24 protein-coding genes are annotated in these 23,168 nt (G+C 61.7%); 15 read left to right on the top strand and 9 right to left on the bottom strand.

Annotated elements, in window-relative coordinates; all coding sequences use genetic code 11:
- The first annotated feature begins 27 nt into the window (after positions 1–27).
- From ALTER154_RS20050 to ALTER154_RS20020, 7 genes are all read left to right on the top strand, one after another.
- Entirely contained in the window at positions 28–3,618 is a 3,591-nt protein-coding gene (locus ALTER154_RS20050; protein ID WP_160089722.1) for a DUF2339 domain-containing protein, read from the top strand.
- A complete protein-coding gene (locus ALTER154_RS20045) occupies positions 3,615–4,973 on the top strand; it encodes a DUF3999 domain-containing protein (protein WP_160089721.1) in 1,359 nt (452 codons plus the stop codon). Before ALTER154_RS20050 ends, ALTER154_RS20045 begins: the two co-directional genes overlap by 4 nt.
- Before the next feature lie 193 nt (positions 4,974–5,166).
- Entirely contained in the window at positions 5,167–6,810 is a 1,644-nt protein-coding gene (locus tag ALTER154_RS20040; protein ID WP_160089720.1) for a histidine kinase N-terminal 7TM domain-containing protein, read from the top strand.
- A 92-nt stretch (positions 6,811–6,902) separates the two neighbouring features.
- Entirely contained in the window at positions 6,903–7,910 is a 1,008-nt protein-coding gene (locus ALTER154_RS20035; RefSeq protein WP_160089719.1) for a class 1 fructose-bisphosphatase, read from the top strand.
- Between the two features lie 3 nt (positions 7,911–7,913).
- Entirely contained in the window at positions 7,914–8,531 is a 618-nt protein-coding gene (locus tag ALTER154_RS20030) for a DUF924 family protein (protein ID WP_160089718.1), read from the top strand.
- 68 nt (positions 8,532–8,599) lie between these two features.
- Positions 8,600–8,854, top strand: a complete 255-nt coding sequence (bamE, locus tag ALTER154_RS20025) for an outer membrane protein assembly factor BamE (protein WP_090254847.1) — start codon at positions 8,600–8,602, stop codon at positions 8,852–8,854.
- Positions 8,854–9,417, top strand: a complete 564-nt coding sequence (locus ALTER154_RS20020) for a lipocalin family protein (RefSeq protein WP_176600652.1) — start codon at positions 8,854–8,856, stop codon at positions 9,415–9,417. Before bamE ends, ALTER154_RS20020 begins: the two co-directional genes overlap by 1 nt.
- Positions 9,418–9,424: 7 nt before the next feature.
- On the opposite strand, the gene ALTER154_RS20015 is transcribed toward ALTER154_RS20020, so the two are convergent.
- Positions 9,425–9,871 carry a DUF2141 domain-containing protein gene (locus ALTER154_RS20015; protein ID WP_160089714.1) on the bottom strand — a complete coding sequence of 149 codons (447 nt, stop codon included), beginning with the start codon at positions 9,869–9,871 and terminating at the stop codon, positions 9,425–9,427.
- A gap of 31 nt (positions 9,872–9,902) precedes the next feature.
- Here ALTER154_RS20015 and ALTER154_RS20010 point away from each other — a divergent pair, with 31 nt between their 5' ends.
- The 4 genes from ALTER154_RS20010 to ALTER154_RS19995 are packed head-to-tail and all read left to right on the top strand — an operon-like array spanning position 9,903 to position 13,402.
- The gene (locus ALTER154_RS20010; protein WP_160089712.1) at positions 9,903–10,820 is read left to right on the top strand and encodes a dialkylrecorsinol condensing enzyme; all 918 of its coding nucleotides are present in this window, start codon (positions 9,903–9,905) and stop codon (positions 10,818–10,820) included.
- A 19-nt stretch (positions 10,821–10,839) separates the two neighbouring features.
- The gene (locus ALTER154_RS20005) at positions 10,840–12,006 is read left to right on the top strand and encodes a beta-ketoacyl-ACP synthase III (protein WP_160089710.1); all 1,167 of its coding nucleotides are present in this window, start codon (positions 10,840–10,842) and stop codon (positions 12,004–12,006) included.
- The gene (locus tag ALTER154_RS20000) at positions 12,003–12,410 is read left to right on the top strand and encodes a hypothetical protein (protein ID WP_160089708.1); all 408 of its coding nucleotides are present in this window, start codon (positions 12,003–12,005) and stop codon (positions 12,408–12,410) included. The genes ALTER154_RS20005 and ALTER154_RS20000 overlap by 4 nt, the downstream gene beginning before the upstream one ends.
- The gene (locus ALTER154_RS19995) at positions 12,407–13,402 is read left to right on the top strand and encodes a BtrH N-terminal domain-containing protein (RefSeq protein WP_160089706.1); all 996 of its coding nucleotides are present in this window, start codon (positions 12,407–12,409) and stop codon (positions 13,400–13,402) included. The genes ALTER154_RS20000 and ALTER154_RS19995 overlap by 4 nt, the downstream gene beginning before the upstream one ends.
- 65 nt (positions 13,403–13,467) lie before the next feature.
- On the opposite strand, the gene ALTER154_RS19990 is transcribed toward ALTER154_RS19995, so the two are convergent.
- From ALTER154_RS19990 to ALTER154_RS19965, 6 genes are read right to left on the bottom strand one after another with little or no spacing between them, the layout of a single operon-like run.
- Positions 13,468–14,025: a hypothetical protein gene (locus tag ALTER154_RS19990; RefSeq protein WP_160089704.1), complete on the bottom strand. Its 558-nt coding sequence runs from the start codon at positions 14,023–14,025 to the stop codon at positions 13,468–13,470.
- Positions 14,016–15,140, bottom strand: a complete 1,125-nt coding sequence (locus ALTER154_RS19985) for a beta-ketoacyl synthase N-terminal-like domain-containing protein (RefSeq protein WP_160089702.1) — start codon at positions 15,138–15,140, stop codon at positions 14,016–14,018. The genes ALTER154_RS19990 and ALTER154_RS19985 overlap by 10 nt, the downstream gene beginning before the upstream one ends.
- Positions 15,137–15,403, bottom strand: coding sequence for an acyl carrier protein (locus ALTER154_RS19980; RefSeq protein ID WP_160089700.1), 267 nt, complete (start codon positions 15,401–15,403; stop codon positions 15,137–15,139). Before ALTER154_RS19980 ends, ALTER154_RS19985 begins: the two co-directional genes overlap by 4 nt.
- Positions 15,385–16,569: an ABC transporter permease gene (locus ALTER154_RS19975; protein WP_160089698.1), complete on the bottom strand. Its 1,185-nt coding sequence runs from the start codon at positions 16,567–16,569 to the stop codon at positions 15,385–15,387. The genes ALTER154_RS19980 and ALTER154_RS19975 overlap by 19 nt, the downstream gene beginning before the upstream one ends.
- A complete protein-coding gene (locus ALTER154_RS19970; RefSeq protein ID WP_160089696.1) occupies positions 16,566–17,450 on the bottom strand; it encodes an ABC transporter ATP-binding protein in 885 nt (294 codons plus the stop codon). Before ALTER154_RS19970 ends, ALTER154_RS19975 begins: the two co-directional genes overlap by 4 nt.
- Positions 17,443–17,850: a beta-hydroxyacyl-ACP dehydratase gene (locus ALTER154_RS19965; protein WP_160089694.1), complete on the bottom strand. Its 408-nt coding sequence runs from the start codon at positions 17,848–17,850 to the stop codon at positions 17,443–17,445. The genes ALTER154_RS19970 and ALTER154_RS19965 overlap by 8 nt, the downstream gene beginning before the upstream one ends.
- A gap of 101 nt (positions 17,851–17,951) precedes the next feature.
- Here ALTER154_RS19965 and ALTER154_RS19960 point away from each other — a divergent pair, with 101 nt between their 5' ends.
- Together ALTER154_RS19960 and ALTER154_RS19955 are read left to right on the top strand one after the other, a co-directional pair.
- Entirely contained in the window at positions 17,952–18,506 is a 555-nt protein-coding gene (locus tag ALTER154_RS19960; protein WP_160089692.1) for an isoprenylcysteine carboxylmethyltransferase family protein, read from the top strand.
- Positions 18,507–18,626: 120 nt separating this feature from the next.
- Complete coding sequence (locus ALTER154_RS19955) at positions 18,627–20,546, top strand: autotransporter domain-containing SGNH/GDSL hydrolase family protein (protein ID WP_160089690.1); 1,920 nt, start codon at positions 18,627–18,629, stop codon at positions 20,544–20,546.
- 35 nt (positions 20,547–20,581) lie between these two features.
- On the opposite strand, the gene ALTER154_RS19950 is transcribed toward ALTER154_RS19955, so the two are convergent.
- A complete protein-coding gene (locus tag ALTER154_RS19950; protein ID WP_160089688.1) occupies positions 20,582–21,016 on the bottom strand; it encodes a hypothetical protein in 435 nt (144 codons plus the stop codon).
- Between the two features lie 123 nt (positions 21,017–21,139).
- On the opposite strand from ALTER154_RS19950, the gene pip reads away from it, so the two are divergent.
- Together pip and dtd are read left to right on the top strand one after the other, a co-directional pair.
- A complete protein-coding gene (gene pip / locus ALTER154_RS19945; protein ID WP_160089686.1) occupies positions 21,140–22,111 on the top strand; it encodes a prolyl aminopeptidase in 972 nt (323 codons plus the stop codon).
- On the top strand, positions 22,108–22,545 hold the full coding sequence (gene dtd / locus ALTER154_RS19940; protein WP_160089684.1) for a D-aminoacyl-tRNA deacylase: 438 nt from the start codon (positions 22,108–22,110) through the stop codon (positions 22,543–22,545). Before pip ends, dtd begins: the two co-directional genes overlap by 4 nt.
- An 8-nt stretch (positions 22,546–22,553) precedes the next feature.
- On the opposite strand, the gene ALTER154_RS19935 is transcribed toward dtd, so the two are convergent.
- A complete protein-coding gene (locus ALTER154_RS19935; protein WP_160089682.1) occupies positions 22,554–23,141 on the bottom strand; it encodes a 2-hydroxychromene-2-carboxylate isomerase in 588 nt (195 codons plus the stop codon).
- Positions 23,142–23,168: the final 27 nt, after the last annotated feature.

Here is a 23,168-nt window from a genome sequence, read left to right as displayed (position 1 = left end):
GGGTTTAGCTGAATAGGAAGGCGCTGCATGCAATGGATTTTCATGCTGGTGGGCTTGGTGCTCGGGGCCTTGGCGGATGAGACGCTGACAGCCTCGCTGCTGGGTGCCCTGATTGGCCTGGGCCTTGGTCAGGCGCTTAAGCTGCATGGGCTGGAGCGCGAGAATGCTGCGCTGACGGCGCAGCTCAAGGCCTTTTCCCTGCGCTTCGAGCAGGGCACTGCGGCGCTATATGAGCGTTTGCTCAAGTTGGAGCAGGGCGCCACACCAGCCCCTGAGGCGCCGCCAGCGCCGCAGTCGGTCAACTCTGTTGTTGGGCCTGCACCTGAGCCTATTGTCGCTGCCCAGGCGGCCCAGCCTGAACTGGACTGGACCCTGGATTTTGTCCTGCCCGAGCCTGCTCCTGAGCCTGTCGCGCCTATGCAGGCTGCGGCCGAACCCTCCGCCGCGCCGATCAAGCCGCCTCCCGCTAAGCCCTGGAAACCTGCCGAACCGCGTCAGCCAACGCTGCTTGAGCGGGGCTTCACTGCGGCCAAGGACTGGTTGCTGGGCGGTAATACAGTGCTGCGCGTCGGTGTGGTGCTGTTGTTTCTCGGTCTTGCCTTCCTGCTGCGCTACGCCACAGAAGGTGTGGTGGTGCCGGTGGAATTTCGCTACGCCAGTGTTGCCGCCAGTGCGGTGGCCTTGCTCGGCCTCGGTTGGTGGTTGCGTCTGCGTAACCCAAACTATGCCTTGATGCTGCAAGGCACTGGCATCGCCGTGCTGTATCTGACGGTGTTTGCCGCGATGCGCTTGCACCCGCTGTTGGATCCTGGCGTGGCGCTGGGTCTGCTGGTGCTGGTCACGGTTTTTTCGGCGATTCTTGCGGTCAAGCAGAATGCCCTGGGCCTGGCGGCTGCAGCGGCGTTGGGTGGTTTCGCCGCGCCGATCCTGACCAGCACCGGCAGCGGCAATCATGTAGCGCTGTTCAGTTACTTCGCTCTGCTCAATGCCGGGATCTTTGCCATTGCCTGGTTCAAGGCCTGGCGGCTGCTCAACCTGATCGGTTTTGTCGGCACCTTCGGCATCGGCTTCGCCTGGGGCATTCGCTCCTATAAGCCAGAGCTGCTGTGGAGCACCGAGCCGTTCCTGATTTTGTTCTTCCTGATGTATGTGGCCATCGGTCTGCTGTTTGCACGGCGCAAGCTGCGTGAAGCTCTGGATGCGCCCGAGGATCGCGATGAACTGTTGCGCTGGGCCGCACGCAAAGGCGACTACATCGACGCCACCGTGCTGTTCGGTCCGCCGCTGGTGGGTTTTGGCCTGCAGTTCGCATTGGTGCAGCACATCGAGTTTGCCGCGGCCTTCAGTGCCCTGGCGCTGGGGCTTTTCTATTTAGTGCTGGCGCGGCTGCTGGTCGGTCGCACCGGTGATCGTGCCGTGTTGCTGGTGGAAACCTGCCTCGCGTTGGGCGTGGTATTCGGCAGTTTGGCGATTCCCTTGGGCCTGGATGCGCGCTGGACTTCGGCCGCCTGGGCGGTGGAAGGCGCGGGCATCTTCTGGCTCGGCCTGCGCCAGCAACGCAGCCTGGCACGGGCATTCGCCCTGCTGCTGCAGGTGGGCGCGGCGCTGGCGTTCGTCATTGGCCTGCGTTCGGGTGAGTTGACCCTGCTGGATGGCGCGCCGTTGGGCGCACTGATGCTCGGCGTAGCCTTGCTGTTCAGCTACTGGCAATTGCGCCAGAACACGCAATACGCCAGCAACTGGGAAGTGCGCGGGCTGCCGGTGCTGGCCTGCGCCGGGCTGGCCTTCCTCTATCTGCTTGCGCCGCTGCTGTTTGCCGCCCAGGGCACGGCGATCAGCTGGGCGCTGGCCGGTCTGCTGACGCTGTGGCTGGGCTTGCGTATTCAGGCGCGGAGCTTTCTGTTCAGCGCCTTTGCCGTGCAATTGCTAGGTGGTGTGGTGTTTATGCTGGACATGGCCGGCAATGCGGCCACCGGTATGGGCGGCTTCTCTGCTGGTTGGCAGGGCTTGTTGACCTCGTCCTTGATCGGTTTCGGGCTGATTGCCGGCATGCTGCTGGCCGCGCGTGATCCGCAGGTGGGTAACGACCGTCGTCTGCTGCGCGGGCTGTCCGTGGTGCTGCTGGTTGGTCTGGTGTTCCTCAATCTGGCGGTGCTGTTTGTCCTACCCTGGGCCACGGCGAGCGCGGTGTGGGGCGGTAGCGGGCTGCTGATCATCTGGCTCAGTTTGCATCTGCAGCAGCGCGCCAGCTTTATCTTCGGTCTGCTATTACAGGTGCTGGCGGGACTGGTGTTCCTTGCAGTCAGCCCGCTGCTGTTTGGGCAGCTGTCGGCCGAGGGCATTCGCCCGCTGGCGCATATGGATTTCTGGACGCCGCTGGTGCTTGGTGTGGCCGCTTTGGTCGGTGCTTGGCGTTTGCAGCATCTGGCGCGGTGCGAAGCGCCCAGTGCGCTGGGTAATGTCAGTTTGCTTGGCCTGGCGCAGTTGCTGCTGGTGTGGGGCGCGGCCTGGTGGGCAGTGGCGCTGAGCAGCGAAGTGCTGCGCTTTGTTGCACCTGAATGGCAGGCAAGTGCCTTGCTCGCGATGCTTGCGGCCAGTGTTGCATTGGCGGCATTCCTCGCCCCGCGTACACGCTGGGCCGAACTGGCGCTGCTGTGCTGCCTGCTGACGCCGCTGGCCGGTGTGGTGCTGCTGCACGCCTGGCACCTGCACTATCACCCGGCTGCGCAGTTTGGCTGGCTGGCCTGGGCGCTGCTGTTTGCCGTGCACTTCTGGGCGCTGCGTCGCTTGGCTGCGCAGTTGCCGGCTGGGGCGCTGAGCGCGGCCCATGTACTCGGCTGCTGGTTGCTGCTGGGCGTGCTGGCGCTGGAGTTGCGCTACCTGCTGTTGGCGCTGTCGGAGCATTACAACGCCTGGCGTTGGCTGGGCTGGGCGCTGCTGCCGAGTGCCTACCTCTGGCTGATGGCGCTGCCGCGTCGCTGGCCTTGGCCGGTTGCCGCTTATCCGCGCGAATACCGCGTGTTGGCGGCGGCGCCGCTCGCGCTAATGATGCTTGGCTGGTTCTGGCTGGCCAACGTCGTCAGCGCTGGGGATGCTGAACCGCTCGCCTATCTGCCGCTGCTTAACCCGCTGGAACTGGGTTTGCTGTTTGCCCTTGGTGCGGTATTCGCCTGGGCGCGCCTGGGCCTGGCCGAGCTGGGTGTCGAGAGTCTGCGCAGTCAGTGGCTGACTCAGGGCGTGGCAGGCGCCTCGCTGTTCGCGTTGCTGACTGCCACGGTGATGCGTACCGCCCATCATTGGGGTGGCGTGCCTTATCAACTGGATGCGCTGCTTGATTCGATGCTGGTGCAGGCGGGGCTGTCGATTGTCTGGACGCTGATCGCGCTGCCGTTGATGGTCCTCGGCAATCGTCTTGGGCGTCGCGAGCTGTGGCTGATCGGTGCGGCGCTGATCGCGCTGGTGGTGGCCAAGCTGTTCTTTGTCGAGCTGGGTAATCGCGGTGGCCTGGAGCGCATCGTGTCGTTTATCGGGGTGGGTGTATTGCTGTTGGTGGTGGGCTATTTCGCGCCCTTGCCAGCACGCAAAGCGGATGCGGATCAGCCGCAGGAGCCAGCATGATCAGTCGTTTAATCAGCACTATGTTGCTCAGCCTGTTGTGCAGCGCGTCAGCCTTGGCGCAGGAGCAGCCCGCTGACTATGCGGTGCAATTACCGCTGAGCCTCAGTGGTGAAGGCCCCTGGTATCGCCTGGATGTGCCGATGGCACTGCATTTTGCTGCGCGCTATGGCGATTTGCGTGACCTGCGGGTGTTTAACGCCGAAGGTCAGGCGCTGGCGTACGCCCTGGTGGCAGGGCAGGGCGAGTCGCGCGACAGCCAGCAGGAGCAGGCGGTGAAGTGGTTTCCGCTGTACGCCGAACAGGGCGACAGCGCGGCCTCGCCAAGCTTGCGGGTACAGCGCAGTACCAGCGGTACCTTGATCGAACTGCTTGATGAGCCAGATGCAGCCGCCAAGCCGGCTCTGCTGCGCGGCTGGCTGTTGGATGCCAGCGTAATGGACGAGCCGCTGGTGCGCTTGCAGCTGGATTGGAGCGGCGCCCAGGACGGTTTTCAGCGCTTCAGCATCGAGGCCAGTGATGACCTGCAAGACTGGCAGTCCTGGGGCAGTGGCCAGTTGGCGCGCCTGTCTTTTGATGGTGAGCGTGTCGAGCAGCGCCAGGTCGAGCTGCCAGGGCTTAAGGCGCGCTATGTGCGTCTGCTCTGGCAAAGCCCGCAACAGGCGCCGCAGCTGACGGCCGCGAGTCTGCTCAGTCAGCGCAGTGACAGCGTGCCCGCGCCGCTGGTGTGGTCACAGCCGCTGGCAGCAACGCGCAGCCCGGATGGCGAATACCAGTGGCAGTTGCCCTTGGCCTTGCCCCTGGAGCGTCTGCATGTCGAACTCAGTCAGGCCAATAGCCTGGCGCCGATTCGCGTCAGCGGTCGCCATGAAGCCAAGGGCGCTTGGCAATCACTGGCACAGGGCCTGCTTTACCGGTTGCCGGAAAATGGTGCGGAAATCCGTCAGGACGAATTGCTCTTGCCGGGCTGGCCGGTACAGCAGCTGCGTTTACAGGTGGATGAGCGTGGCGGCGGTTTGGGCGTCGAGCCACCGCAGATCAAGGTGGCTGTGCGCGCCACCCAGCTGGTGTTCCTCCAACGTGGCAGCCCGCCTTATCGGCTGGCGTTGGGGCGAGCGGGAGCGCAGTCGGCGGCTTTGCCGCTGACCACTCTGATTCCGGGTTATGAGCCACAGCGCCTGCAGCAGCTGGGTATAGCTGAGGCGCAGTTGCAGGCTGAGAGTCTGGCGCAGCAAGAGCAGGCCGCAGCGGGTGAGAGTGACTGGAAACGCTGGGGTTTGTGGCTGGTGCTGCTAATTGGGGTGGGCTTATTGGCGCTGATGGCGGTCAGCCTGTTGCGCCGGCCGAGCGCTGAATAGCGACTGTTGGTGAAATAAAGGCCAGCTGGCTAACGATTTTTGCAGTATGGTTGGCACCTTAAATTGATTAGCGTTTGAGGTCAGGAAGGCCCTTGCGTATCTCGACTTTGCCCCGTCTTGTGGGCGCGCCTGCGCGTTTTCGCGGTCGATCTGACCGATTCGCTCAGCTGCTTCTTTCGGCAGAACCTACCCGATGAATGCCTGCGGTAATTCTGGCTGGGCGCTCAGCGCCCCGGTCATTCTCACCGGTCTGGTGTGCATCGGGGTGCTCTTGCTGGCCCGCTGGGTCACGCGGCAGCGCTATTTCCCAGGGCGCGAGAGCTTTATCGTGCTGCACTTGGCGAGCCTCTGGTGGATGATTGCCGCCAGCTTGGAAATGGCCGCGCAAGGCCCACAGTGCAAGGTGTTCTGGGCCACCATGGCCTGGCCGGGCATTCTGGTGGTGCCCACCTTCTGGGCCATTTTCCTCTGGCAATACGTCAACAGCGTGCGTCAACCGCTGCCGCTGCGTAGCACCCTGGGGTTGGCCGTGGTGCCGGTGCTGATCTGGCTGATGGCCCTGAGCAACCCCTGGCACGGCCTGTTCTACGGCGCGGGTACGGCGCCACTGAGCGATGAACCAGGCGCGCCGATTCGCTATCAGCACGGGCCGCTGTTCTACGCTGCCGCTGCTTACGTTTACCTGTTTATGACCTTCTGCATGGGTGTGGTGTTGCGCGCGGCCATCGTCAGTTATGGTGTGCATCGCCGTCATTACCTGGCGTTTGTCTTCGTCACGGCGGTGCCCTGGGTTGCCAATATCAGTTATGTGGTGTTTGGCTGGATGCTCTTTGGCTTCGACCCGACGCCCTTCAGTTTCGCCTTTACCCTGGTGGCGTTTGCCTGGCTGATCGTTGGCGTAAGGTTGTTTGACCTGCTGCCGGTGGCCCGCCACCTCCTGTTGGATGCCTTGCTCGATCCGGTGCTGGTGGTTGATGCGCAATTGCGCGTGATCGAGGCCAATCCAGCCGCCTTGAAGCTCGCCAACCTGCGCAGCGGCTGGCAGGGCCGGCAATTGGAGGATTGGCCGATTCTCGGGGCAGATTTGCAGCAGCTGCTCAGTCAGCAGGAACAAGGTGAGCATGATCGCCTGTTGACCCTGGCCAACTCGGCGCGGTATTTCGAAGTGCGTATTCGCGCCATCGAGCGGGTGACCCATCGCGGCACCGTGGTGCTCGGGCAGATGCTCTACCTGCGTGATGTTACTCAGCGCCACCTCAGTGAGTTAAAACTGGCCGAAGCTCTAGCCCTCAGTGAGGAGCGCCTGCGCACCATCACCAACCTGCATGAGCAACTGCAGGAGCAGGCGCTGTGTGACCCGCTGACCGGGCTTTACAACCGGCGTTATCTGGATGAGTTTTTTACCCGCGAGTTGGCCGTTGCACAGCGCGAGCGCACGCCGATTTCTCTGGCCCTGATCGACCTGGATCATTTCAAACAGCTTAACGACGAGCATGGCCACCTAGAAGGCGACGACGTGCTCAAAGGCGTGGCCCAGCACCTGCTGGAAAATCTGCGCAGCTCGGACGCGGTATTCCGTATCGGTGGCGAAGAGTTCCTGCTGATCCTGCCGCGTGCCGATGCCCACGAAGCCCGCGCGCGTCTAGAAACTATCTGCCGTGATTTGGCCGCACACCCCTTGCCAACGCGCGGGGGCGCACGTTATGTGACCCTCTCGGCCGGCCTGGCGCTGTGGCCGGAGCAAGGCTTGGTGCTCGATGAATTGCTGCACGTAGCCGATGACGCGCTGTATCAAGCCAAGCATGCGGGGCGTAACAGGGTCTGCAGTCTGGCCTGATGGTCCGGCAACTCCTTCCATCCAGTGCTAAAGCGCTTTCCCCGCTAAAAGGGTAAACTGCGCGCGATTTTTCTTCCTTCCCGGAGCCATCCATGTCCCGCGTTACCCTCAGCCGCTACCTGATCGAGCAGACCCGTTGCAACAACACCCCGGCCGATCTGCGTTTCCTTATTGAAGTGGTCGCACGGGCCTGTAAGGAAATCAGCCATCAGGTATCCAAGGGTGCACTGGGCGGCGTGTTGGGCAGCATGGGCACCGAGAACGTGCAGGGCGAAGTGCAGAAGAAACTCGACGTGATTTCCAACGAAATCCTGTTGGAAGCCAACGAGTGGGGCGGTCACCTGGCTGGCATGGCGTCCGAAGAAATGGACAATGCCTACCAGATTCCCGGTAAGTACCCGAAAGGCGCTTACCTGCTGGTTTTCGATCCGCTGGACGGCTCCAGCAACATTGATGTCAACGTTTCGGTCGGCACCATCTTCTCGGTGTTGCGTTGCCCGGATCGTAATGGTGATGAAGGCGACCTCGGTGAGGAAGCCTTCCTGCAGCCGGGTACCGAGCAAGTGGCGGCTGGTTACGCGATCTATGGCCCGCAAACCATGCTGCTGCTGACCCTTGGTGATGGCGTTAAAGGCTTTACCCTGGACCGTGAGCTGGGCAGCTTTGTGCTGACCCACGACAACATCAAGGTGCCGGAGTCGACCAAGGAATTCGCCATCAACATGTCCAACCAGCGCCACTGGGAGGCGCCGGTACAGCGCTATGTGAGCGAGTTGCTGGCGGGCGAAGAAGGCCCGCTGGGCAAGAATTACAACATGCGTTGGATTGCCTCGATGGTGGCGGACGTGCATCGCATCCTTACTCGTGGCGGCGTGTTCATGTACCCGCGCGACAGCCGTGAGCCTGAGAAGCCGGGCAAGTTGCGCCTGATGTACGAAGCCAACCCGATGTCGATGATCATCGAGCAGGCTGGCGGTGTGGCCACCAACGGCACCCAGCGCATTCTCGATATTCAGCCGACTTCCCTGCACCAGCGCGTCGCCGTTTTCCTGGGTTCCAAGGAAGAAGTGCTGCGCATCAGCGCCTATCACCGCGAGTAAGCGATGAGCGCGCCCTGGCAGCCGTTACTCGACTGGTGGTTCGGTGCGGCCGGCTGCGGCGCTGGCGTGACGGCTGCCGAGGTGGCTGCCAGTCGTACTGCGCTGTGGTTCGGCAAGCAGGACAGCCAGGATAACCAGGCGCGCGAGCAGTTTGGTGGGCTGGTTGAGCAGGCTCTGGGTAACCAGCTGCAAGACTGGCAGCGCGAGCCTGAAGGCTGGCTGGCAAACTTGCTGTTGCTCGATCAGCTGCCACGGATGATCTTTCGCGATACCCCGCGCGCTTTTGCTGGGGATCTGCTGGCTCGACCGTTGGCCCTGCTCGGGTTAGCTCAGGGCTGGGATCAGCAACTGCCACCAATCCAGCGGGTATTTACCTACCTGGTGTTGGAACACGCCGAAGAGCTGGCGTTGCAGGATCAGGCCGTGCAGCTGTTTGAGGCTTTACTTGAACAAGCCGTTACGGCCGAACGCGAGCTGTTTGCCGGTTATCTGGATTTTGCCGAGCGCCATCAGCGAGTAATCGCGCGTTTTGGCCGCTTTCCCCACCGCAACCCGATTCTCGGGCGTTCCTCCAGCGCCGAGGAATCTGCCTTCCTGTTGGAACCTGGCTCGCGCTTCTAGCATCCAAACAGGCATGCTCGGTATTGCTATGCCAAGCTGGTCTTGGTTCTTTCCTCAGGAGTTTCCCCATGTCTCTGCGTGTCGTCGCTCTACTCGCCGGTTGCCTGCTGCTGGCCGCCTGCAACAAGATCAATCAGGACAATTACACCCAGCTCAAGGCGGGCATGAGCAAGGATGAGGTTGAGAGCCTGCTGGGCAGTCCAGGTGAATGCGCCGGCGCGCTGGGTATGTCCAGCTGCACCTGGGGTGATGAACAGCGCTTTATCAGCGTCCAGTACGCCGGCGATAAGGTCATGATGTTCTCCGGCAAGGGGCTGAAGTGATGCGCCTGTTGGCGGCGTTGGCCGCAGCGGCGTTGCTGGTGGGTTGCGCCAACTCCGGCACGGGCGTGGTGCCGCCAAAGACGGTAGAGCAGGTCGACCTGCAGCGTTACCAAGGCACTTGGTACGAGCAGGCGCGTTTGCCAATGTTCTTTCAGCGCAACTGCGCGCAGTCTGAAGCGATCTATACGTTGCAGGATGACGGCGCGATTGGCGTGACCAATCGTTGCCGCACGTATGACGGCGATGTGCAGCAGGTGCAAGGTCAGGCCGTGGCGCAGGTGCCGGGCGAAACCAATAAGCTCTGGGTACGTTTCGACAACTGGGCTAGCACCCTGCTGCCAGGGCTGACCAAGGGCGAGTATTGGGTGCTGTACCTGGATGACGATTACCAGACTGCGCTGGTTGGGCACCCCAATCGCGAGTACCTCTGGCTGCTGACGCGCGACCAGGACATCAGTGCGCAACGTCGCGCCACTCTGCTTGAGGAGGCGCGCAGCCGTGGCTACGACACTCGCGCACTCATCTGGCGGCGGACGGATGCCGAGATGGCCTTGCAGCGTTAAGCGCCGCTTATTGTTTGGCTTTCGGGCTCTGCAGGCGGATATGCAACTGAGTGTCCGCCGTGCCGTGCTCAAACACGCTATCAGCCGGGGTCGGTTTGCCATTGAGCAGCGGTGGGTTACTGGATAAACCCACCGGCTCAAGTGGAATGCCCCGCCGGCCTTGGTCGAGCAGGCCGTTGCCATTGCTGTCCTGGAACACCTGGATGGCGTAGCGGCCGGGCGGCACGCTATCCAAACGCAGCTCGCCGTCGTCACTCCGTTGCTGGCGCAGTGGTTGTTCGGGCCAGCGGTTTTGCTCGCCGCTCACCAGTGCTGCGTACACGGGGCCTGTGGCCTGTATGCCGCCGACTGTGACCAAGATGTCGCCAGCCTGGGCCGCTGAGCTGACCAGTAGCAGCAAAAGGCCAGTCTGATAGCCGGCCTTCTTTACGGTTTGAAGAATTCTCTGTGGCATAATCCGGGCATTTCGCAGGAAGTGGCTGGCGATGCGTCAGGTCTTGATCGTTCATTTTTCGCAAACCGGCCAGCTAGACAGGTTGGCACAATCGGTATGCGGACCTTTACAGCAATGCCGCGATATTCAGCTGGATTTTCTCACGCTGCAACCCGCGCAACCTTACCCGTTTCCTTGGCCGTTTCTCGGCTTTTTCCGGATTTTTCCGGAAACCGTGTTGATGCGCCCGCAGCCATTGCTGCCGTTGGCGGTCGATGCGAACAAGCGTTATGACCTAGTAATCCTCGCCTATCAGGTGTGGTTCTTGTCGCCCTCGCAACCGATGACGGCTTTCCTGGCCTCCCCTGAGGCGGCGAAGCTGCTCAAGGACACCCCGGTGGTGACGCTGATCGGCTGCCGCAACATGTGGCTGATGGCCCAAGAGAAGGTCAAGAAGCAGCTCACTGAGCTGGGCGCGCGGCTGGTGGACAATATCGCCCTGACGGACGCTTGCGGAACAGCAGCGAGCTTTCTAGCAACGCCCTTGTGGCTGTTTACCGGACGGCAGAAGCCCTATAGCTGGGTGCCGCGCGCCGGTATCGATGAGGCGGAAATTAGCGCCGCCAGCCGCTTTGGCGTGGCCATGAGGCAACGCTTAACGGCTGACAGCCTGCCGATTGCGCAACCGATGCTCCGCGGCCTCGGTGCCGTGCGAATTGATGAAAAGCTGATCGCCAGCGAGAGGGTCGGCAATCGCAGCTTCCAGTTATGGAGCCGCTTGCTGGCGGCGTTAGGCCCGCAGCAGAGCCGTCGGCGTGGCGCCGGGCTGGTGGTGTATATCGTCTTTCTGTTGTGCCTGATTGTCACAGTCGTGCCGCTCAGTGCCTTGCTTAAAAAACTGTTGGCGCCGCTGTTAAAAGAGCGCACCCAGCGTGAGAAGGCTTACTTTGCCGGCCCGTCTGGCGAGTGAAGTGACCCGAGGAAGTCCCGTGGTACAACCTGTATATATCAACCGCATCAGCGCCTTCCTGCCTCATGAGCCGGTCGACAACGAGCAGATGGAAGCACGCCTGGGCCTGGTCGGCGGCAAACCCTCGCGGGCGCGCAAGCTGATTTTGCGCAGCAATGGCATTGTTCAGCGTCACTATGTGATCGACCCGCAGACCGGCGCACCGAGCATGAACAATGCACAGGTCAGTGCGGCGGCGATTCGGGGACTGCTCGGTGGCGATTTCCAGTTGAATGACCTCGATTGTCTAGTGGCCAGCAGCGCTTCGCCGGATCAGGTCATGCCTGGTCATGCGGTGATGGTGCAAGGCGAGCTGGGCAATCCACCGTGCGAAGTGGTGTCCACCGCCGGTATTTGCCTGTGCGGCATGACCGCGCTGAAATACGCCTGGATGAGCGTGGCCAGTGGTGAAAGCCGCAACGCCGTAGCCTGCGGCTCGGAAGTGGCGTCGACTCTGATGCAGGCGAGCAATTTCAGCGCCGAGTATGAGAGCCGCCTCGACGAGCTGGAAACCCACCCGGAAATTGCCTTCGAGAAGGACTTTCTACGCTGGATGCTCTCCGATGGCGCAGGTGCCGTGCTGCTGCAAGGCCAGCCGAACCGCACAGGCCTGAGCTTGCGCATCGACTGGATCGACATCTTCTCCTTTGCCGACCAGATGCCACCGTGCATGTACGCCGGCGCAGAGATGGTCGACGGCCAGCTACAGGGCTGGAGTCGCTACGAAGGTGCCGAGCGCAACCGCCGCTCGCTGATGGCGATCAAGCAGGATGTCAAACTGCTGAACGACAACATCGTCAAATACACCGTGGAAGAGACGCTGAAGCGCATCATGGCGCGCCGCGAGCTGCAGGCCGAGGCGGTGGATTATTTCCTCCCGCACTACTCCTCCGAATTCTTTCGCGAGCGCCTCTCCGTAGGCCTGGCCAATGCCGGCTTGCCAATCCCGCAGGAACGCTGGTTTACCAACCTGACCCGCAAGGGCAATACCGGCGCCGCGTCGATCTTTATCATGCTTGATGAGTTGTTCAATTCAGGTAGCCTGCGCAGCGGCCAGCGTTTGCTCTGCTATGTGCCGGAAAGTGGGCGCTTCTCCAGCGCCTTTATGCAGTTGACAGTGGTTGGCCAGGACGGTGACAACACATGAAGCTCGATGAGGTTCCTCAGGACCACAGCTCCACTTACGGCGGCCATTGCAAGCTGGTTTATGCCGTGGATGCCAGCGGCCATTACCAGGGCGCGCAGAGCGATGGCTGGGAGCCGGAAGCTTTCGCCACTCAGCTGGCCGTAGCCGAACTGCAGGAGCAGGAAGCCGAGGCCGAGGCGGGCTGGCAGCGCGGCGAGCTGTCGCCGCTGAAGTGCCTGATGTACCGCTACCGCCTGGATGAGCCAGCGTTGGCGCAGATTACTGGGCTGTGGCAGTGGCGTATTCGGCGGCACTTTCGTCCTGCGATTTACAAGACACTGTCGGCAGCCATCCTGGCGCGTTATGCGGACGCCTTCGGCCTGCCTGTTGAGCAGCTGATCATCTATCAAAAGGATTTGGCATGAGCAGTTTTCAGCATCAACAGAGCGCCCACTGCGAAAGCGGGGTGATGGCCAGTCTGTTGACCCATGCCGGTTTGCCGATGAGCGAGCCGATGGCGTTCGGCCTGGCCTCGGGCCTGGCGTTTGCCTACCTGCCGATCGTCAAACTCAGCGGCATGCCGCTGATTGCCTACCGCATGCCGCCCAAGCACCTGATCAAGACCCTGAGCAAACGCCTGGGGGCGAAGCTGCACACGCGCACCTTCGGCGATCCCGAGCAGGGCCGTCGTGAGCTGGATGCAGCGTTGGACAGTGGCCGTCTGGCCGGGCTGCAGAGTTCGGTGTTCTGGCTGCCGTATTTCCCGCCGGAGATGCGTTTTCACTTCAATGCGCACAACCTGCTGGCCTATGGCCGCGAGGGTAATGACTACCTGATCAGCGATCCGGTGTTCGAAGCGCCCGTGCGCTGCGCCGCCGAAGACCTGCAGAAGGCGCGTTTTGCCAAAGGGGCGCTGGCCGCCAAGGGGCTGATGTACTGGCTCAATGATGTGCCGCTGGAGCAGGACTGGAACAAACTGATCCGCCAGAGCGTGCTGTCCACCACACGGATTCTCGATGGCATGCCGCTGCCGTGGATCGGTATTCGCGGTATTCAGCACCTGGCCAAGCAGATCGACAAGCTCGATCCCATGCAGAGCAAGTACAACCGCCTGTACCTGACCCATATCGTGCGCATGCAGGAAGAAATCGGCACTGGTGGTGCGGGTTTTCGCTTTATGTATGCGAGCTTTTTGCAGGAGGCTGGCGAGAAGCTAGGCGACAACAACCTGCAGGAAGCTTCAGCGCAGCTGACCGCCATCGGCGACCAGTGGCGTCAGTTTGCCTCGGCTTGCGTGCGCGCCAGCCGCAACAAGGGCGAGACGCCCAACTTCGCGCCCATCGCCGAGAGTCTGCGTGGCATTGCCCTGCAGGAACGCGGGTTGATGAAAGAGCTGGCGGCCTGGAGCAAGCGCTAGGGTGGATCGCGCTGTATCGATCCACTGTTCAACGCCGCTGGTGGATGAACGCGGCGTCATCCGCCTTACAGCTTGATACGCAGCACTTCGGTATCTGCACTTAACTCGGCAAAACTGTTGGCGTAAGCGCCAGCAGTTGCACCTTCTAGCAGCACCGCCTGCACACAGAAATCCCCGTGCTCATCACAGACCAGCAGCAACGCCTGCTCGATGAGGCCGTCCTGCAAATCCAGATTGGCCAGGGCCTGTAGTTGCATCCAGACCTGTGCGCCAGCACCGATAAACAGGTTTGGCCCCTCTAGGCCCAGCTGTTGGGCGATATGAAAGCCGGCGGCATTGCTCACGCTGTTCACAAACTCGAAAGGCTTGGGCTGCTTGTGTTGTACGCACACGGCCTCCAGCAACGCGCCCATGGTGGCGCGCGCTGGGTGCGCGGAGGCCAGGTACAGGCCGCAGTTGCGGCGCACCTGGCTTTTCAGCGGGGCGGCGGCCAGCAGGCATTGCAGAATCAGTCGGTCGATACGCCGTGGCGGGCTGTCGAGCCACTGCCCGAGGGCGGTCTTCAGCTGTTTGTCATCCATGCTGGCCAGGCCGTGGATCTCACAGGTAGCGATTACCGACATGCTGAATCTCCCTGGGCGCAGCCTTGTAAAACCAGGCTGGCATTATTGCCGCCAAAACCGAAGAAGTTGGTCAGCAGCAGGCTGTCGGCCGCCAAGGCTTGCGGTTCTGCGCTAAAGGGCAACAGGGCTTCGCTGGCGTAGTCCACGGCTGGAAGTGCGCCCAGCTGCAGGGTTTTGAGTAACAGCAGGCTTTCACTCAGGCCGCAGGCCCCCAGGGTGTGGCCGAGCCAGGGTTTAAGCAGGCTCAGGGCCGGCATCTGTTCGCTATACAGCCGGCGCATGCCGTTGCTTTCGGCTTCATCGTTGGCGCTGGTGGCGGTGCCGTGCAGTTTCACCAGATTGATCTGCGCCGCCGAGCAACCGGCACTGTTGAGCGCCTGTTGCATGACCCAGTGGATATGGCTGCCATCTTCGCGGGTGGTGGTCAGGCTGCTGGTGTCGCACGCACTGAAACCGCCGAGCAGGCGCGCCAGCGGTGCGTCACCGGGTTCGCGGCTGAGCAGCGCCGCGGCATAGGCTTCGCCCAGCAAAAGGCCGTCGCGTTCAGGGTGGAAGGGGCGGTATTGACCGCTGGCGCTGGTCAGCATCAGCGCGCCGAATCCCTGCATAGCGATGGCGCTGGGTGTCTCGAAACTCAGCACCAGGGTGCGGGCATACTGGCCTGCGTTGATCAGGCGGGCGCCGTACAACAGGCCATTAGCCGCGCTGGTGCAGGCGGTGTTCAGGGTAAAGGCAGCGGCAAAGCCCCAACGCTGGCGTAGTTGGTGGGCCAGCATGTCGAGGGATGTTGAGTCATCTGGGCAAAAGCCCTGGCGTTCGGTGGTCAGGGCTTCCAGCTCACTGATATCCAGGCTGGTGCTGGCGACAATCAGCAGGCAGTCGTCGAGCGTTTGCGGTGGGACGCCGAGGGTCTCAGCCAGCAGGCGATCCAGGCGCTCACTCAGACTTTCGCCAGTATTAGCCGCGTACAGGTACGTGCGCGGTTCCTGCACTTCATGCAGTACGAAGGACTCGCCCTGAGGCGCCTGGCCGCGTTGCAGGGCCTGGGCGGCATGGTGCAGATCATCACCTAGGGCGCAGTGCAGGGCCGCGCGTTGCAGGTAGATGGGGGTCACGGCTGCTGCCTGATATAGGCGGCAATGCTGGCAATGCTGCCGAGAATGCGCCGTCCATCCTTGGCGCCCTCAATGCGCACACCGTAGTGCTGCTGCAGCGCCAGGGACACCTGCAGAGCATCCAGGCTGTCCATGGCAATACGGCTTTTGCCGCCGAACAGTGGCTCGTCATCGCTGATGCTTTGCCAGTCGATATCGTCTTCCTTGTCGCACTCGCGAATCAGCAGTTGTTTGAGTTGTTGTTCTAGTAGTGAGTGGTCCATTGCGTGCGCTGTACTCGTCGGGTGAACAGAAGCAGCCCAGCCATGCCGCATACGGCTGCAAACAGCAGCAGGCGTGCGCAGTAGGGGGCGATGTCGGCCAGTGAGCCGTGGCCCACCAGCAGGGTGAGGAAGGCGTCCAGCGCCCAGCTCATGGGGGAGATTTCCGCCAGTTGGGCCATGGCGGCCGGCATCACACTTTTCGGCACCATGATCCCGCCAATTGCGGCCAGCAGGATATTGATGCCGCCCCCGAGCAGCAGTGCCTGTTCGCTGCTGCGCGCCAACGAGGCGAGCAACAGGCCCAAGCTGCAGGTGGCAAGCGCCACACTGATGGCCAGCAGCGGATAGGCCACGGCGCTACCGGGCAGGCTAAGCGCCGGCAGACCAAGCAGTGGCAGGCCGTAGGCGCCAATACTCAGCAGCAGAGCGAACTGCAGCAGGTTGATGGCGAAGTACGGCAGCAGTTTGCTCAACACCAGGGTGCCAAGGTTCAGCCCCAGGCAGCGCAGGCGCAGCAGGGTGCCGCTCTGCTGTTCGCGCTGAAAGCCGCCGGCCATGGGGAGCACCACGAAGAACATGCCGAAGATCAGCCAGGCCGGCACGCTCAGTTGAGTGGCATTGGCGCGGCCGCTGAGGTCGCCGCTGGCCAGTTGTTCCTGTTCATTGATCTGGCTCTGAGTGCGCTGCTGCACCAGTTTCAAACGCTCAGCACGGCTGAGTTCGGCATCAACTACGCCGCTGTCTTCCAGATAGGCCAGCAGCCGGGTCTGCGCCAAGGCGATGCTCACCGCGCTGTGCAGGCGCTGGCGCGAGAGTTTGTCGAACTGTGCCGGGTAGCTCAGGCTCGGCCCTTGATGCGGGCTGTCCAACAGCGTGTCGGTGAAGTCTGCGGGCAGGCGCACGCGGGCCAGACGTTCGTCGCTGTTTGTGAGCAGCGTGCTGTCCGCCAGTTGCGCCTGCAGAGCGTCGCGGAAGAACTGGCTGGCATCGTCCTGCGGCGCTTCGATGATCACGCGCAGCGCCGGCGGTTTATCCTGCATATAGCTGGACATGGCCCCGGCCATCAGCAGCAGAAACAGCGTCGGCATGATGAACAGCACGGCCAGCGCATGGGGGTCGCGCAGCAGCAACAACACTTCCTTGCGCACCAGCGCCCAGAGCCTCATAGCCGGCCTCCGTTAAGGCGCAGGTAGAGCTGCTCGAGCGAAGGCCGGCCGAAGCGCAGCAGGTTGGGCAGGCCATCCTGGGCGGCGACAAATTCTGTAATGGCCAGCAGCTGCTGGCCATTCAGTGCTGCGATACGCAGACCCTTGGGCAGCACTTCGGCGCTCAGTTGCAGGTGTGCGAGCAGTTCGCTCAGACCTGTGGGCGCAGCGTCCGGCCATTCCAGCAGCAGGCCGTGGTCGTCGCCGAGCAGCTGGCGTTTGTCCAGATCCAGGCGCACCTGGCCTTCGTGCAGCAGCAGAATGCGCTGGGCGACCCGTTCGACTTCTTCCAGATAATGGCTGGTGTAGATCACCGCCTTGCCGTCGGCCGTCAGCTGCTCGACGGCTGCCAGCAACTGTTGGCGACTCGCGGCGTCGACGCCCACGGTGGCTTCATCGAACAGATAGAGGTCAGCCGGTTGCAGCAAGCCGATGGCAAAATTCAGCCGCCGCTGTTCGCCGCCGGACAGCTGCTCGCTGCGCCGCGTCAGCTTGTCTTCCAGTGCACAAATATCGATGCATTGTTGTAGACGCTGACGGCGTTCAGCACCGCGCAGGCGATACAGGTCGGCAAACAGTTCGAGGTTCTCGCCTACCTTGAGCCCGGCATAGAAGGCCAGTTGCTGCGGCACCAGGCCGAGCCTGGGTTGACCCTCCCAGCGCAGCTCACCCTGCTGCAACGCCAGCACGCCGCTCAGCAGCGACAGTAAGGTGGTTTTGCCGGCGCCATTGCTGCCCAGCAAGCCGAGGCATTCGCCGACCTGCAGCTGCAGGTCGATACCCTGCAGCGCCGCGCGGCTGGTGCCTGGGTAGTTGTGGACGACATTACGCAGCTCAAGCATGAATCAACACCAGCAGCAGTTTGCCGTCGAGCAGCAGATGTTCGTCGCTGTGGATGCTGAAGGCATAGAGCGCACCTGCCGGGCTTAGCGCCTCCTGCTGGGCACTGACCTGCAATGCGCCACTGCGCTGAGCTGGCTCGTGGTGTAGCTGCAGCTGCGAGAGCTTGCCGACCAGGGCCATTTCAATGGCATTGCTGTCGCCGTATAAGGCACCATGCGCGGCACATAACTGGGCCGCCGCCTCGAACAGCAGGCAGGGCGAGGCCGCTGGGCCGAAGGCATCTAGGTAGCGCCAGGCACTCAGGCCCTGAATGCTCAGGCTGTCATACGCCAACAGGCCGTCCAGCCAGAGAGCTGGGCCTTGGTGGGGCAGCAGGCTGTGCAGTTGAGTGCGATCCATTGCAGGCGGCCGAGGCAAAGAGGTCGGCAGTGTAACAGAGGGGCTGCAAGTCACGCAGTGCCTGGGTTTGGCAGGCCAGCGCGCAAAATTGGAGAGGTTCTATGGCGTGGTTGCAAGGGGGCGCTTTTGCGCTGGGGACGCTGGTGTTGATGGCGCTGTCCTGGCGGGCATTGCAGCGGCCCAAGTCCCACGGCTTCTACCGTTTTTTTGCCTGGGAGGCGATCCTGGCGTTACTGGTGCTCAACGGGCCGCAGTGGTTTGTCGACCGTTTTTCCGCTCATCAGCTGGTGTCCTGGGGCCTGTTATTCGCTTCGCTGCTGGTGCTGTTTCCCGGTCTTTATCAATTGCGCCGCATGGGCCGCCCGAACGAGCAACGCACGGATGCCGAGCTGTTTGCCTTCGAACGCACCTCGCAGCTGGTGACCAGCGGCATCTACAGCCACATCCGCCACCCGTTGTACGCCTCGCTGCTATTGCTGGCCTGGGGCGTGGCCTGTAAGCAACCTAATGGCCTGAGCCTGGTTCTGGCACTGCTGGCCAGCCTGACACTCTGGCTGACTGCCAAGCGCGACGAAGCTGAGTGTCTGCAGCAGTTTGGCGAGGCATACCGCGACTATATGCAGCGCAGCAGAATGTTTATTCCCTGGGTGATATAGCGCTATTCAACCGCTGAATAGGCTTTCTATTTACCCGTTTGGGTGAGGGCCGCGTGCGTGGGTTCTCATTAGTCTCCTTCGCTTGCCTGTGTAGGGCATCACAATAAGAAGGGGAACCCCATGAGTCATCCATTGAAAGCCTTGAGCGCTGCTGCGCTGCTGGCGAGTCTGTCTGCAGCGTCACAAGCCATGCCTTATTCGCAGTTGATCATTTTTGGCGATTCCTTGAGCGACAGTGGGCAGTTTCCGGATCTGGGTAGCCCTTTACTGGGGGGGAACCCGACTGGAGGGGTGCGCTTTACCAACCGCACTGGACCGAACTACTTAGGCAATAACAGCGAGTACTTCGATACGGTTGCCACCCAGCGTTTGGCTTCCCTGCTAGGCCTACAGGCGCTGCCCTCGACACCCATTCTGCCGCAGATACTGACTGGTAACGCCGATGGCACCAACTATGCCGTGGGCGGCTATCGCACTGATCAGATCCTGAGTTCGATCACCGCCGCCAATGGTTCTGTGGTGGATGCTGGCGGCGGCACCAGTCGTACTCGTAATGGGTATCTGGTAGATGTGCCACGCGTTGATCCCGATGCGTTGTTCTACATCAATGGTGGTGGCAACGATGTGCTGCAGTTTGTTGTGACTGACCAGGCAAGCGCTGCGGCTGCAGCGGCTGATTTGGTCGCGGGGGTAGCGGCTCTTCAGGCTGCAGGCGCGCGGACCATTATCGTCGCCGATCTACCTGACGTCGGCTTGACGCCAGCGGGTTTCGCCACCGGCTTCCGCGCGGCCTGGTCGAATGCATCAGGGCTGCTCAACGATGAGTTGGGTACTCAGTTGGCTGCATTGGGCGGCAATGTCATTCGCCTCAATTTCCGCGGTTTGCTTACCGAGGTGAAGGCTGATCTGGCCTCTTTCGGCTTCGACCCCTTGGTGGCGCAGACTGATGTCTGCTTCAGCGGCAGTAGTTGCCTGGCCGATCCGACCTGGGGCATCACAGGGCTCACGCCCAACCCTGACCGCTTGATGTTCAATGACGGGGTGCATCCGACTGCAGCCGTGCAACAGATCAGTGCGGATTATATTTTTTCGATACTGGGCGCGCCCTGGGAAGTGTCCCTGCTGCCGGAAATGGCGATGGCCAGCCTGAATGCCCATCAGCAGCAATTGCGCAGTGAGTGGCAAACAGATCGCGGCCTTTGGCAGGCTCAGGGTCAGTGGCGTAGTTTTGTCACGGCCAGCGGCATGCGTCAGCAGTTTCAGCGTGATGCTGCCACGAGTGGTGGTGACAGTGATGGCTTGGGCGTCCACCTGGGCGGTAGTTACCGCTTCGATGAAAACTGGCGCTTCGGCCTCTCGCTGGGCTTACAGCATCAGCAATTGGAGAGCGACAACGATTCCGAGTACGACCTGCGCAGCTATTTGCTCAGCGCCTTTTCCCAGTACCAAAAGGAGCGTCTGTGGGCTGATGCCAGCCTGAGTCTGGGGCAGCTGGACTACAGCGACCTCAATCGTCAGTTTGCTCTGGGGATTGCCGAGCGCCGCGAGAAAGGCGATACCGATGGCAAGCTCTATGCGCTGTCTGCGCGAATTGGTTATGACCTGGCCAATGCCGGCACTGACTGGCGTGTCAGCCCCTTTATCAGTGCCGATCTGGCACGGGTGGATGTGGATGGTTATGCCGAGCAGGGCAACAGTTCCACGGCACTCAACTTTGGCGATCAGCAGCGTGACAGTCGCCGCTTGGGTGTAGGCCTGCAGCTTAATTATCAATTGAGCAACAGCACCCAGCTGTATGCCGAGGTCGCCCGTGAACGCGAGTTCGAGGACGACCGGCGTGACTTGAAAATGGGGCTTAACTCCGTGTCGGGCAATCAATTCGAACTGCAGGGGCATACGCCAGCCAATGGACAGACGTTGGCCAGCTTCGGTGTGCAGCATGTTTTGGGGAATGAGTTAAAGCTGAGTGCAGGCTACAACTTCCGTGGCACTACAGACCGCCAGCACGGCATTAACCTTGGGCTCAGCTTGGACTGGTAACTCTGTTAGCCGCCCGCAGCCTTTCTGTAGGCGGCTTATTGCCAGCTCAGCCGTGCCAGCTTCCACTCATCGCCTTCAAGCCACCACTCCATCTTCACGCTGTAGTGGCGTGCGCTATCGGGGATCAGACCCTCTGCACCGGCCAGGCCGATCTGGGCTTCGGTGTGGCCTTTTTCGCGGTAGGTCGTGTCGAGGTAGCTGTTCTTGCTCAGGGCCAGCACCTTGATGTTTTTGTGGCGCATAAACAGCAGCAACATGGTGCGCTGCGCCCACTCACGGTCAAATTCGTCTTGGGCCGAGAACTGCGGGTGCAACTGGTCGAGTACCGCGTTGTTCTTCTTCGCTTCCAGGTTGTCCTGCAGTTGTTGCACGGCTGCTTCCAGCGCGGCCTGTGGATCATCTTTGGCGCCGCAACCGGCGAGCAGGGTGCAAAACAGTAGGAAAGCTAAGGCAAATATCCGTGTTGGCATGCTGAACTCCTTTTTCATGGTTATGATGCCCGGCAGAGCTTAAAGCGGTTGCGCCCGTGGGTGTTCGGCGCAAGGCCGTCGACGTTACGCCGCGCATTATTCAGGTCAAGTCAGGAGCATGCCATGCAGACCTTGTATCCGGAGATTAAACCCTACGCCCGTCATGAGCTGGCGGTGCAGGCGCCGCACGTGCTGTATGTCGACGAGAGTGGTTCGCCGGATGGTCTACCTGTGGTGTTCATTCATGGCGGCCCGGGCGCCGGCTGCGACGCGGCGAGCCGGCGCTATTTCGACCCCAACCTGTACCGTATTGTCACGTTTGATCAGCGTGGCTGCGGCCGTTCCACACCGCACGCCAGCCTGGAGAACAACACCACTCAGGCACTGATCGCTGACATGGAGCAGATCCGCGAGCACCTCGGCATCGACAAATGGGTGCTGTTCGGCGGCTCATGGGGTTCGACCCTGGCGCTGGCTTATGCTCAGGCTCATCCGCAGCGCGTGCATGGGCTGATTCTGCGCGGCATCTTTCTGTGTCGCCCGCAGGAAATTCAGTGGTTCTATCAGGAAGGGGCGAGCCGCCTGTTCCCCGATTACTGGGAAGATTACCTCGCGCCGATCCCCGCGGATGAGCGCGGTGATCTGGTACAGGCCTTCTACAAACGCCTGACCGGCCCGGATCAGATAGCCCAGATGCATGCCGCCAAAGCCTGGTCGACCTGGGAAGGCCGTACCGCCACCCTGCGCCCCAATCCTCAGGTGGTTGACCGTTTCAGTGACGCCCTCCGCGCGCTGTCGATTGCCCGCATCGAATGCCATTACTTCGTCAATAACGCTTTCCTCGAAACCGATCAGTTGCTGCGCGACATGCCGAAGATCGCCCATCTACCTGGGGTGATAGTGCACGGCCGCTATGACGTGATCTGCCCACTGGACAACGCCTGGGCGCTGCACCAGGCCTGGCCGAACAGCGAACTGCAGATCATCCGTGATGCCGGCCATTCGGCCGCAGAAGTCGGCATTACCGATGCCCTGGTGCGTGCGGCGGACGACCTGGCGCGGCGCCTACTCAACCTGTCTCCGGACGAAGCATGAAGGCACTGATTCAGCGGGTGCGTGGCGCCCGAGTAGAAGTGGCGGGTGAGGTGGTTGGCGCAATTGATCATGGCTTGCTGGCGCTGGTGGGCGTCGAGCCGCAGGACACCCCGGCCAGTGTCGAGAAAATTCTGCACAAGCTGCTCAACTACCGCGTGTTCAGCGATGCGGCTGGCAAGATGAACCTGTCGCTCAGCGATAGTGGCGGTGGCTTGCTGTTGGTGTCGCAATTCACCCTGGCCGCCGACACCAAGAGCGGCCTGCGCCCAAGCTTTTCCAGTGCTGCACCACCGGCGCTGGGCGCGGAGCTATTCGACCTGCTGGTTACCCAGGCCCGCGGCAAACACTCGCAGGTTGCCACTGGCCGGTTCGGGGCCGATATGCAGGTGCATCTGGTCAATGACGGGCCGGTGACCTTTTTGCTGGAGAGCTAGCAGCTCGGCTAGCGCGCGAGGGCTTCGGCGACAAAGTCCAGGCGGTCCTGGCCGAAGTGCATCTCCTGGCCGATGAAGAACGTCGGTGCGCCAAACACGCCGCGCTTGATCGCTTCTTCAGTGGTGGCCTTGAGGCGTTCCTTTACCGCTTCATCGCTGACCAGTTGCTCAAACTCAGTTAGGTCGAAACCCGCGTTGCTCAATACCTCGGCCACGACCTCGGGCTTGCTGAGGTTTTTTTGTTGCACCCACAGCGCCTCGAAGAGGGTTTTCACGTAGTGCTCGAAGCGCTCGCTGCCCTGATAACCGGCTGCGCCGCGCATCAGGGTGAGGGTGTTGATCGGGAAGTGCGGATTGAAGGCCATCGGCACGCCATAGCGGCTGGCAAAGCGTGCGAGGTCCCTGAGCATCCAGGCGCCCTTGCTCGGGATCATGACCGGCGACTGGTTGCCGGTGGCTTTGAATACGCCACCGAGCAACATCGGTCGCCAGATAAGCTGCGCGCCGGCTTCGTGGGCGATTCGCGGCACCTGGGTCCAGGCCAGGTAGCTGGCTGGGCTGCCGAAATCGAAAAAGAATTCCAGGGTTTTGCTCATTGCATGCTCCTTCGGGAGATCTTGTTA

Source organism: Pseudomonas sp. 9AZ (genome assembly GCF_902506525.1).
GTDB lineage: Bacteria > Pseudomonadota > Gammaproteobacteria > Pseudomonadales > Pseudomonadaceae > Aquipseudomonas > Aquipseudomonas peli.
Note: the sequence above shows the minus strand (reverse complement) of the source record. Positions and strands in the feature narration are given on the sequence as shown.

Coding starts and splice junctions, on each gene's coding strand:
- ALTER154_RS19965 (WP_160089694.1), bottom strand. CDS start 17,850: ATGGATCGCACTCAACTGCACAGCCTGCTGCCCCACCAAGGCCCAGCT.
- ALTER154_RS19990 (WP_160089704.1), bottom strand. CDS start 14,025: ATGTCGGTAATCGCTACCTGTGAGATCCACGGCCTGGCCAGCATGGAT.
- ALTER154_RS20040 (WP_160089720.1), top strand. CDS start 5,167: ATGAATGCCTGCGGTAATTCTGGCTGGGCGCTCAGCGCCCCGGTCATT.
- ALTER154_RS20020 (WP_176600652.1), top strand. CDS start 8,854: ATGCGCCTGTTGGCGGCGTTGGCCGCAGCGGCGTTGCTGGTGGGTTGC.
- ALTER154_RS20045 (WP_160089721.1), top strand. CDS start 3,615: ATGATCAGTCGTTTAATCAGCACTATGTTGCTCAGCCTGTTGTGCAGC.
- ALTER154_RS19935 (WP_160089682.1), bottom strand. CDS start 23,141: ATGAGCAAAACCCTGGAATTCTTTTTCGATTTCGGCAGCCCAGCCAGC.
- ALTER154_RS19970 (WP_160089696.1), bottom strand. CDS start 17,450: ATGCTTGAGCTGCGTAATGTCGTCCACAACTACCCAGGCACCAGCCGC.
- ALTER154_RS19950 (WP_160089688.1), bottom strand. CDS start 21,016: ATGCCAACACGGATATTTGCCTTAGCTTTCCTACTGTTTTGCACCCTG.
- dtd (WP_160089684.1), top strand. CDS start 22,108: ATGAAGGCACTGATTCAGCGGGTGCGTGGCGCCCGAGTAGAAGTGGCG.
- ALTER154_RS19975 (WP_160089698.1), bottom strand. CDS start 16,569: ATGAGGCTCTGGGCGCTGGTGCGCAAGGAAGTGTTGTTGCTGCTGCGC.
- ALTER154_RS20050 (WP_160089722.1), top strand. CDS start 28: ATGCAATGGATTTTCATGCTGGTGGGCTTGGTGCTCGGGGCCTTGGCG.
- ALTER154_RS19960 (WP_160089692.1), top strand. CDS start 17,952: ATGGCGTGGTTGCAAGGGGGCGCTTTTGCGCTGGGGACGCTGGTGTTG.
- ALTER154_RS20000 (WP_160089708.1), top strand. CDS start 12,003: ATGAAGCTCGATGAGGTTCCTCAGGACCACAGCTCCACTTACGGCGGC.
- ALTER154_RS19980 (WP_160089700.1), bottom strand. CDS start 15,403: ATGGACCACTCACTACTAGAACAACAACTCAAACAACTGCTGATTCGC.
- bamE (WP_090254847.1), top strand. CDS start 8,600: ATGTCTCTGCGTGTCGTCGCTCTACTCGCCGGTTGCCTGCTGCTGGCC.
- ALTER154_RS20010 (WP_160089712.1), top strand. CDS start 9,903: ATGCGTCAGGTCTTGATCGTTCATTTTTCGCAAACCGGCCAGCTAGAC.
- ALTER154_RS19995 (WP_160089706.1), top strand. CDS start 12,407: ATGAGCAGTTTTCAGCATCAACAGAGCGCCCACTGCGAAAGCGGGGTG.
- pip (WP_160089686.1), top strand. CDS start 21,140: ATGCAGACCTTGTATCCGGAGATTAAACCCTACGCCCGTCATGAGCTG.
- ALTER154_RS20015 (WP_160089714.1), bottom strand. CDS start 9,871: ATGCCACAGAGAATTCTTCAAACCGTAAAGAAGGCCGGCTATCAGACT.
- ALTER154_RS19955 (WP_160089690.1), top strand. CDS start 18,627: ATGAGTCATCCATTGAAAGCCTTGAGCGCTGCTGCGCTGCTGGCGAGT.
- ALTER154_RS20030 (WP_160089718.1), top strand. CDS start 7,914: ATGAGCGCGCCCTGGCAGCCGTTACTCGACTGGTGGTTCGGTGCGGCC.
- ALTER154_RS20035 (WP_160089719.1), top strand. CDS start 6,903: ATGTCCCGCGTTACCCTCAGCCGCTACCTGATCGAGCAGACCCGTTGC.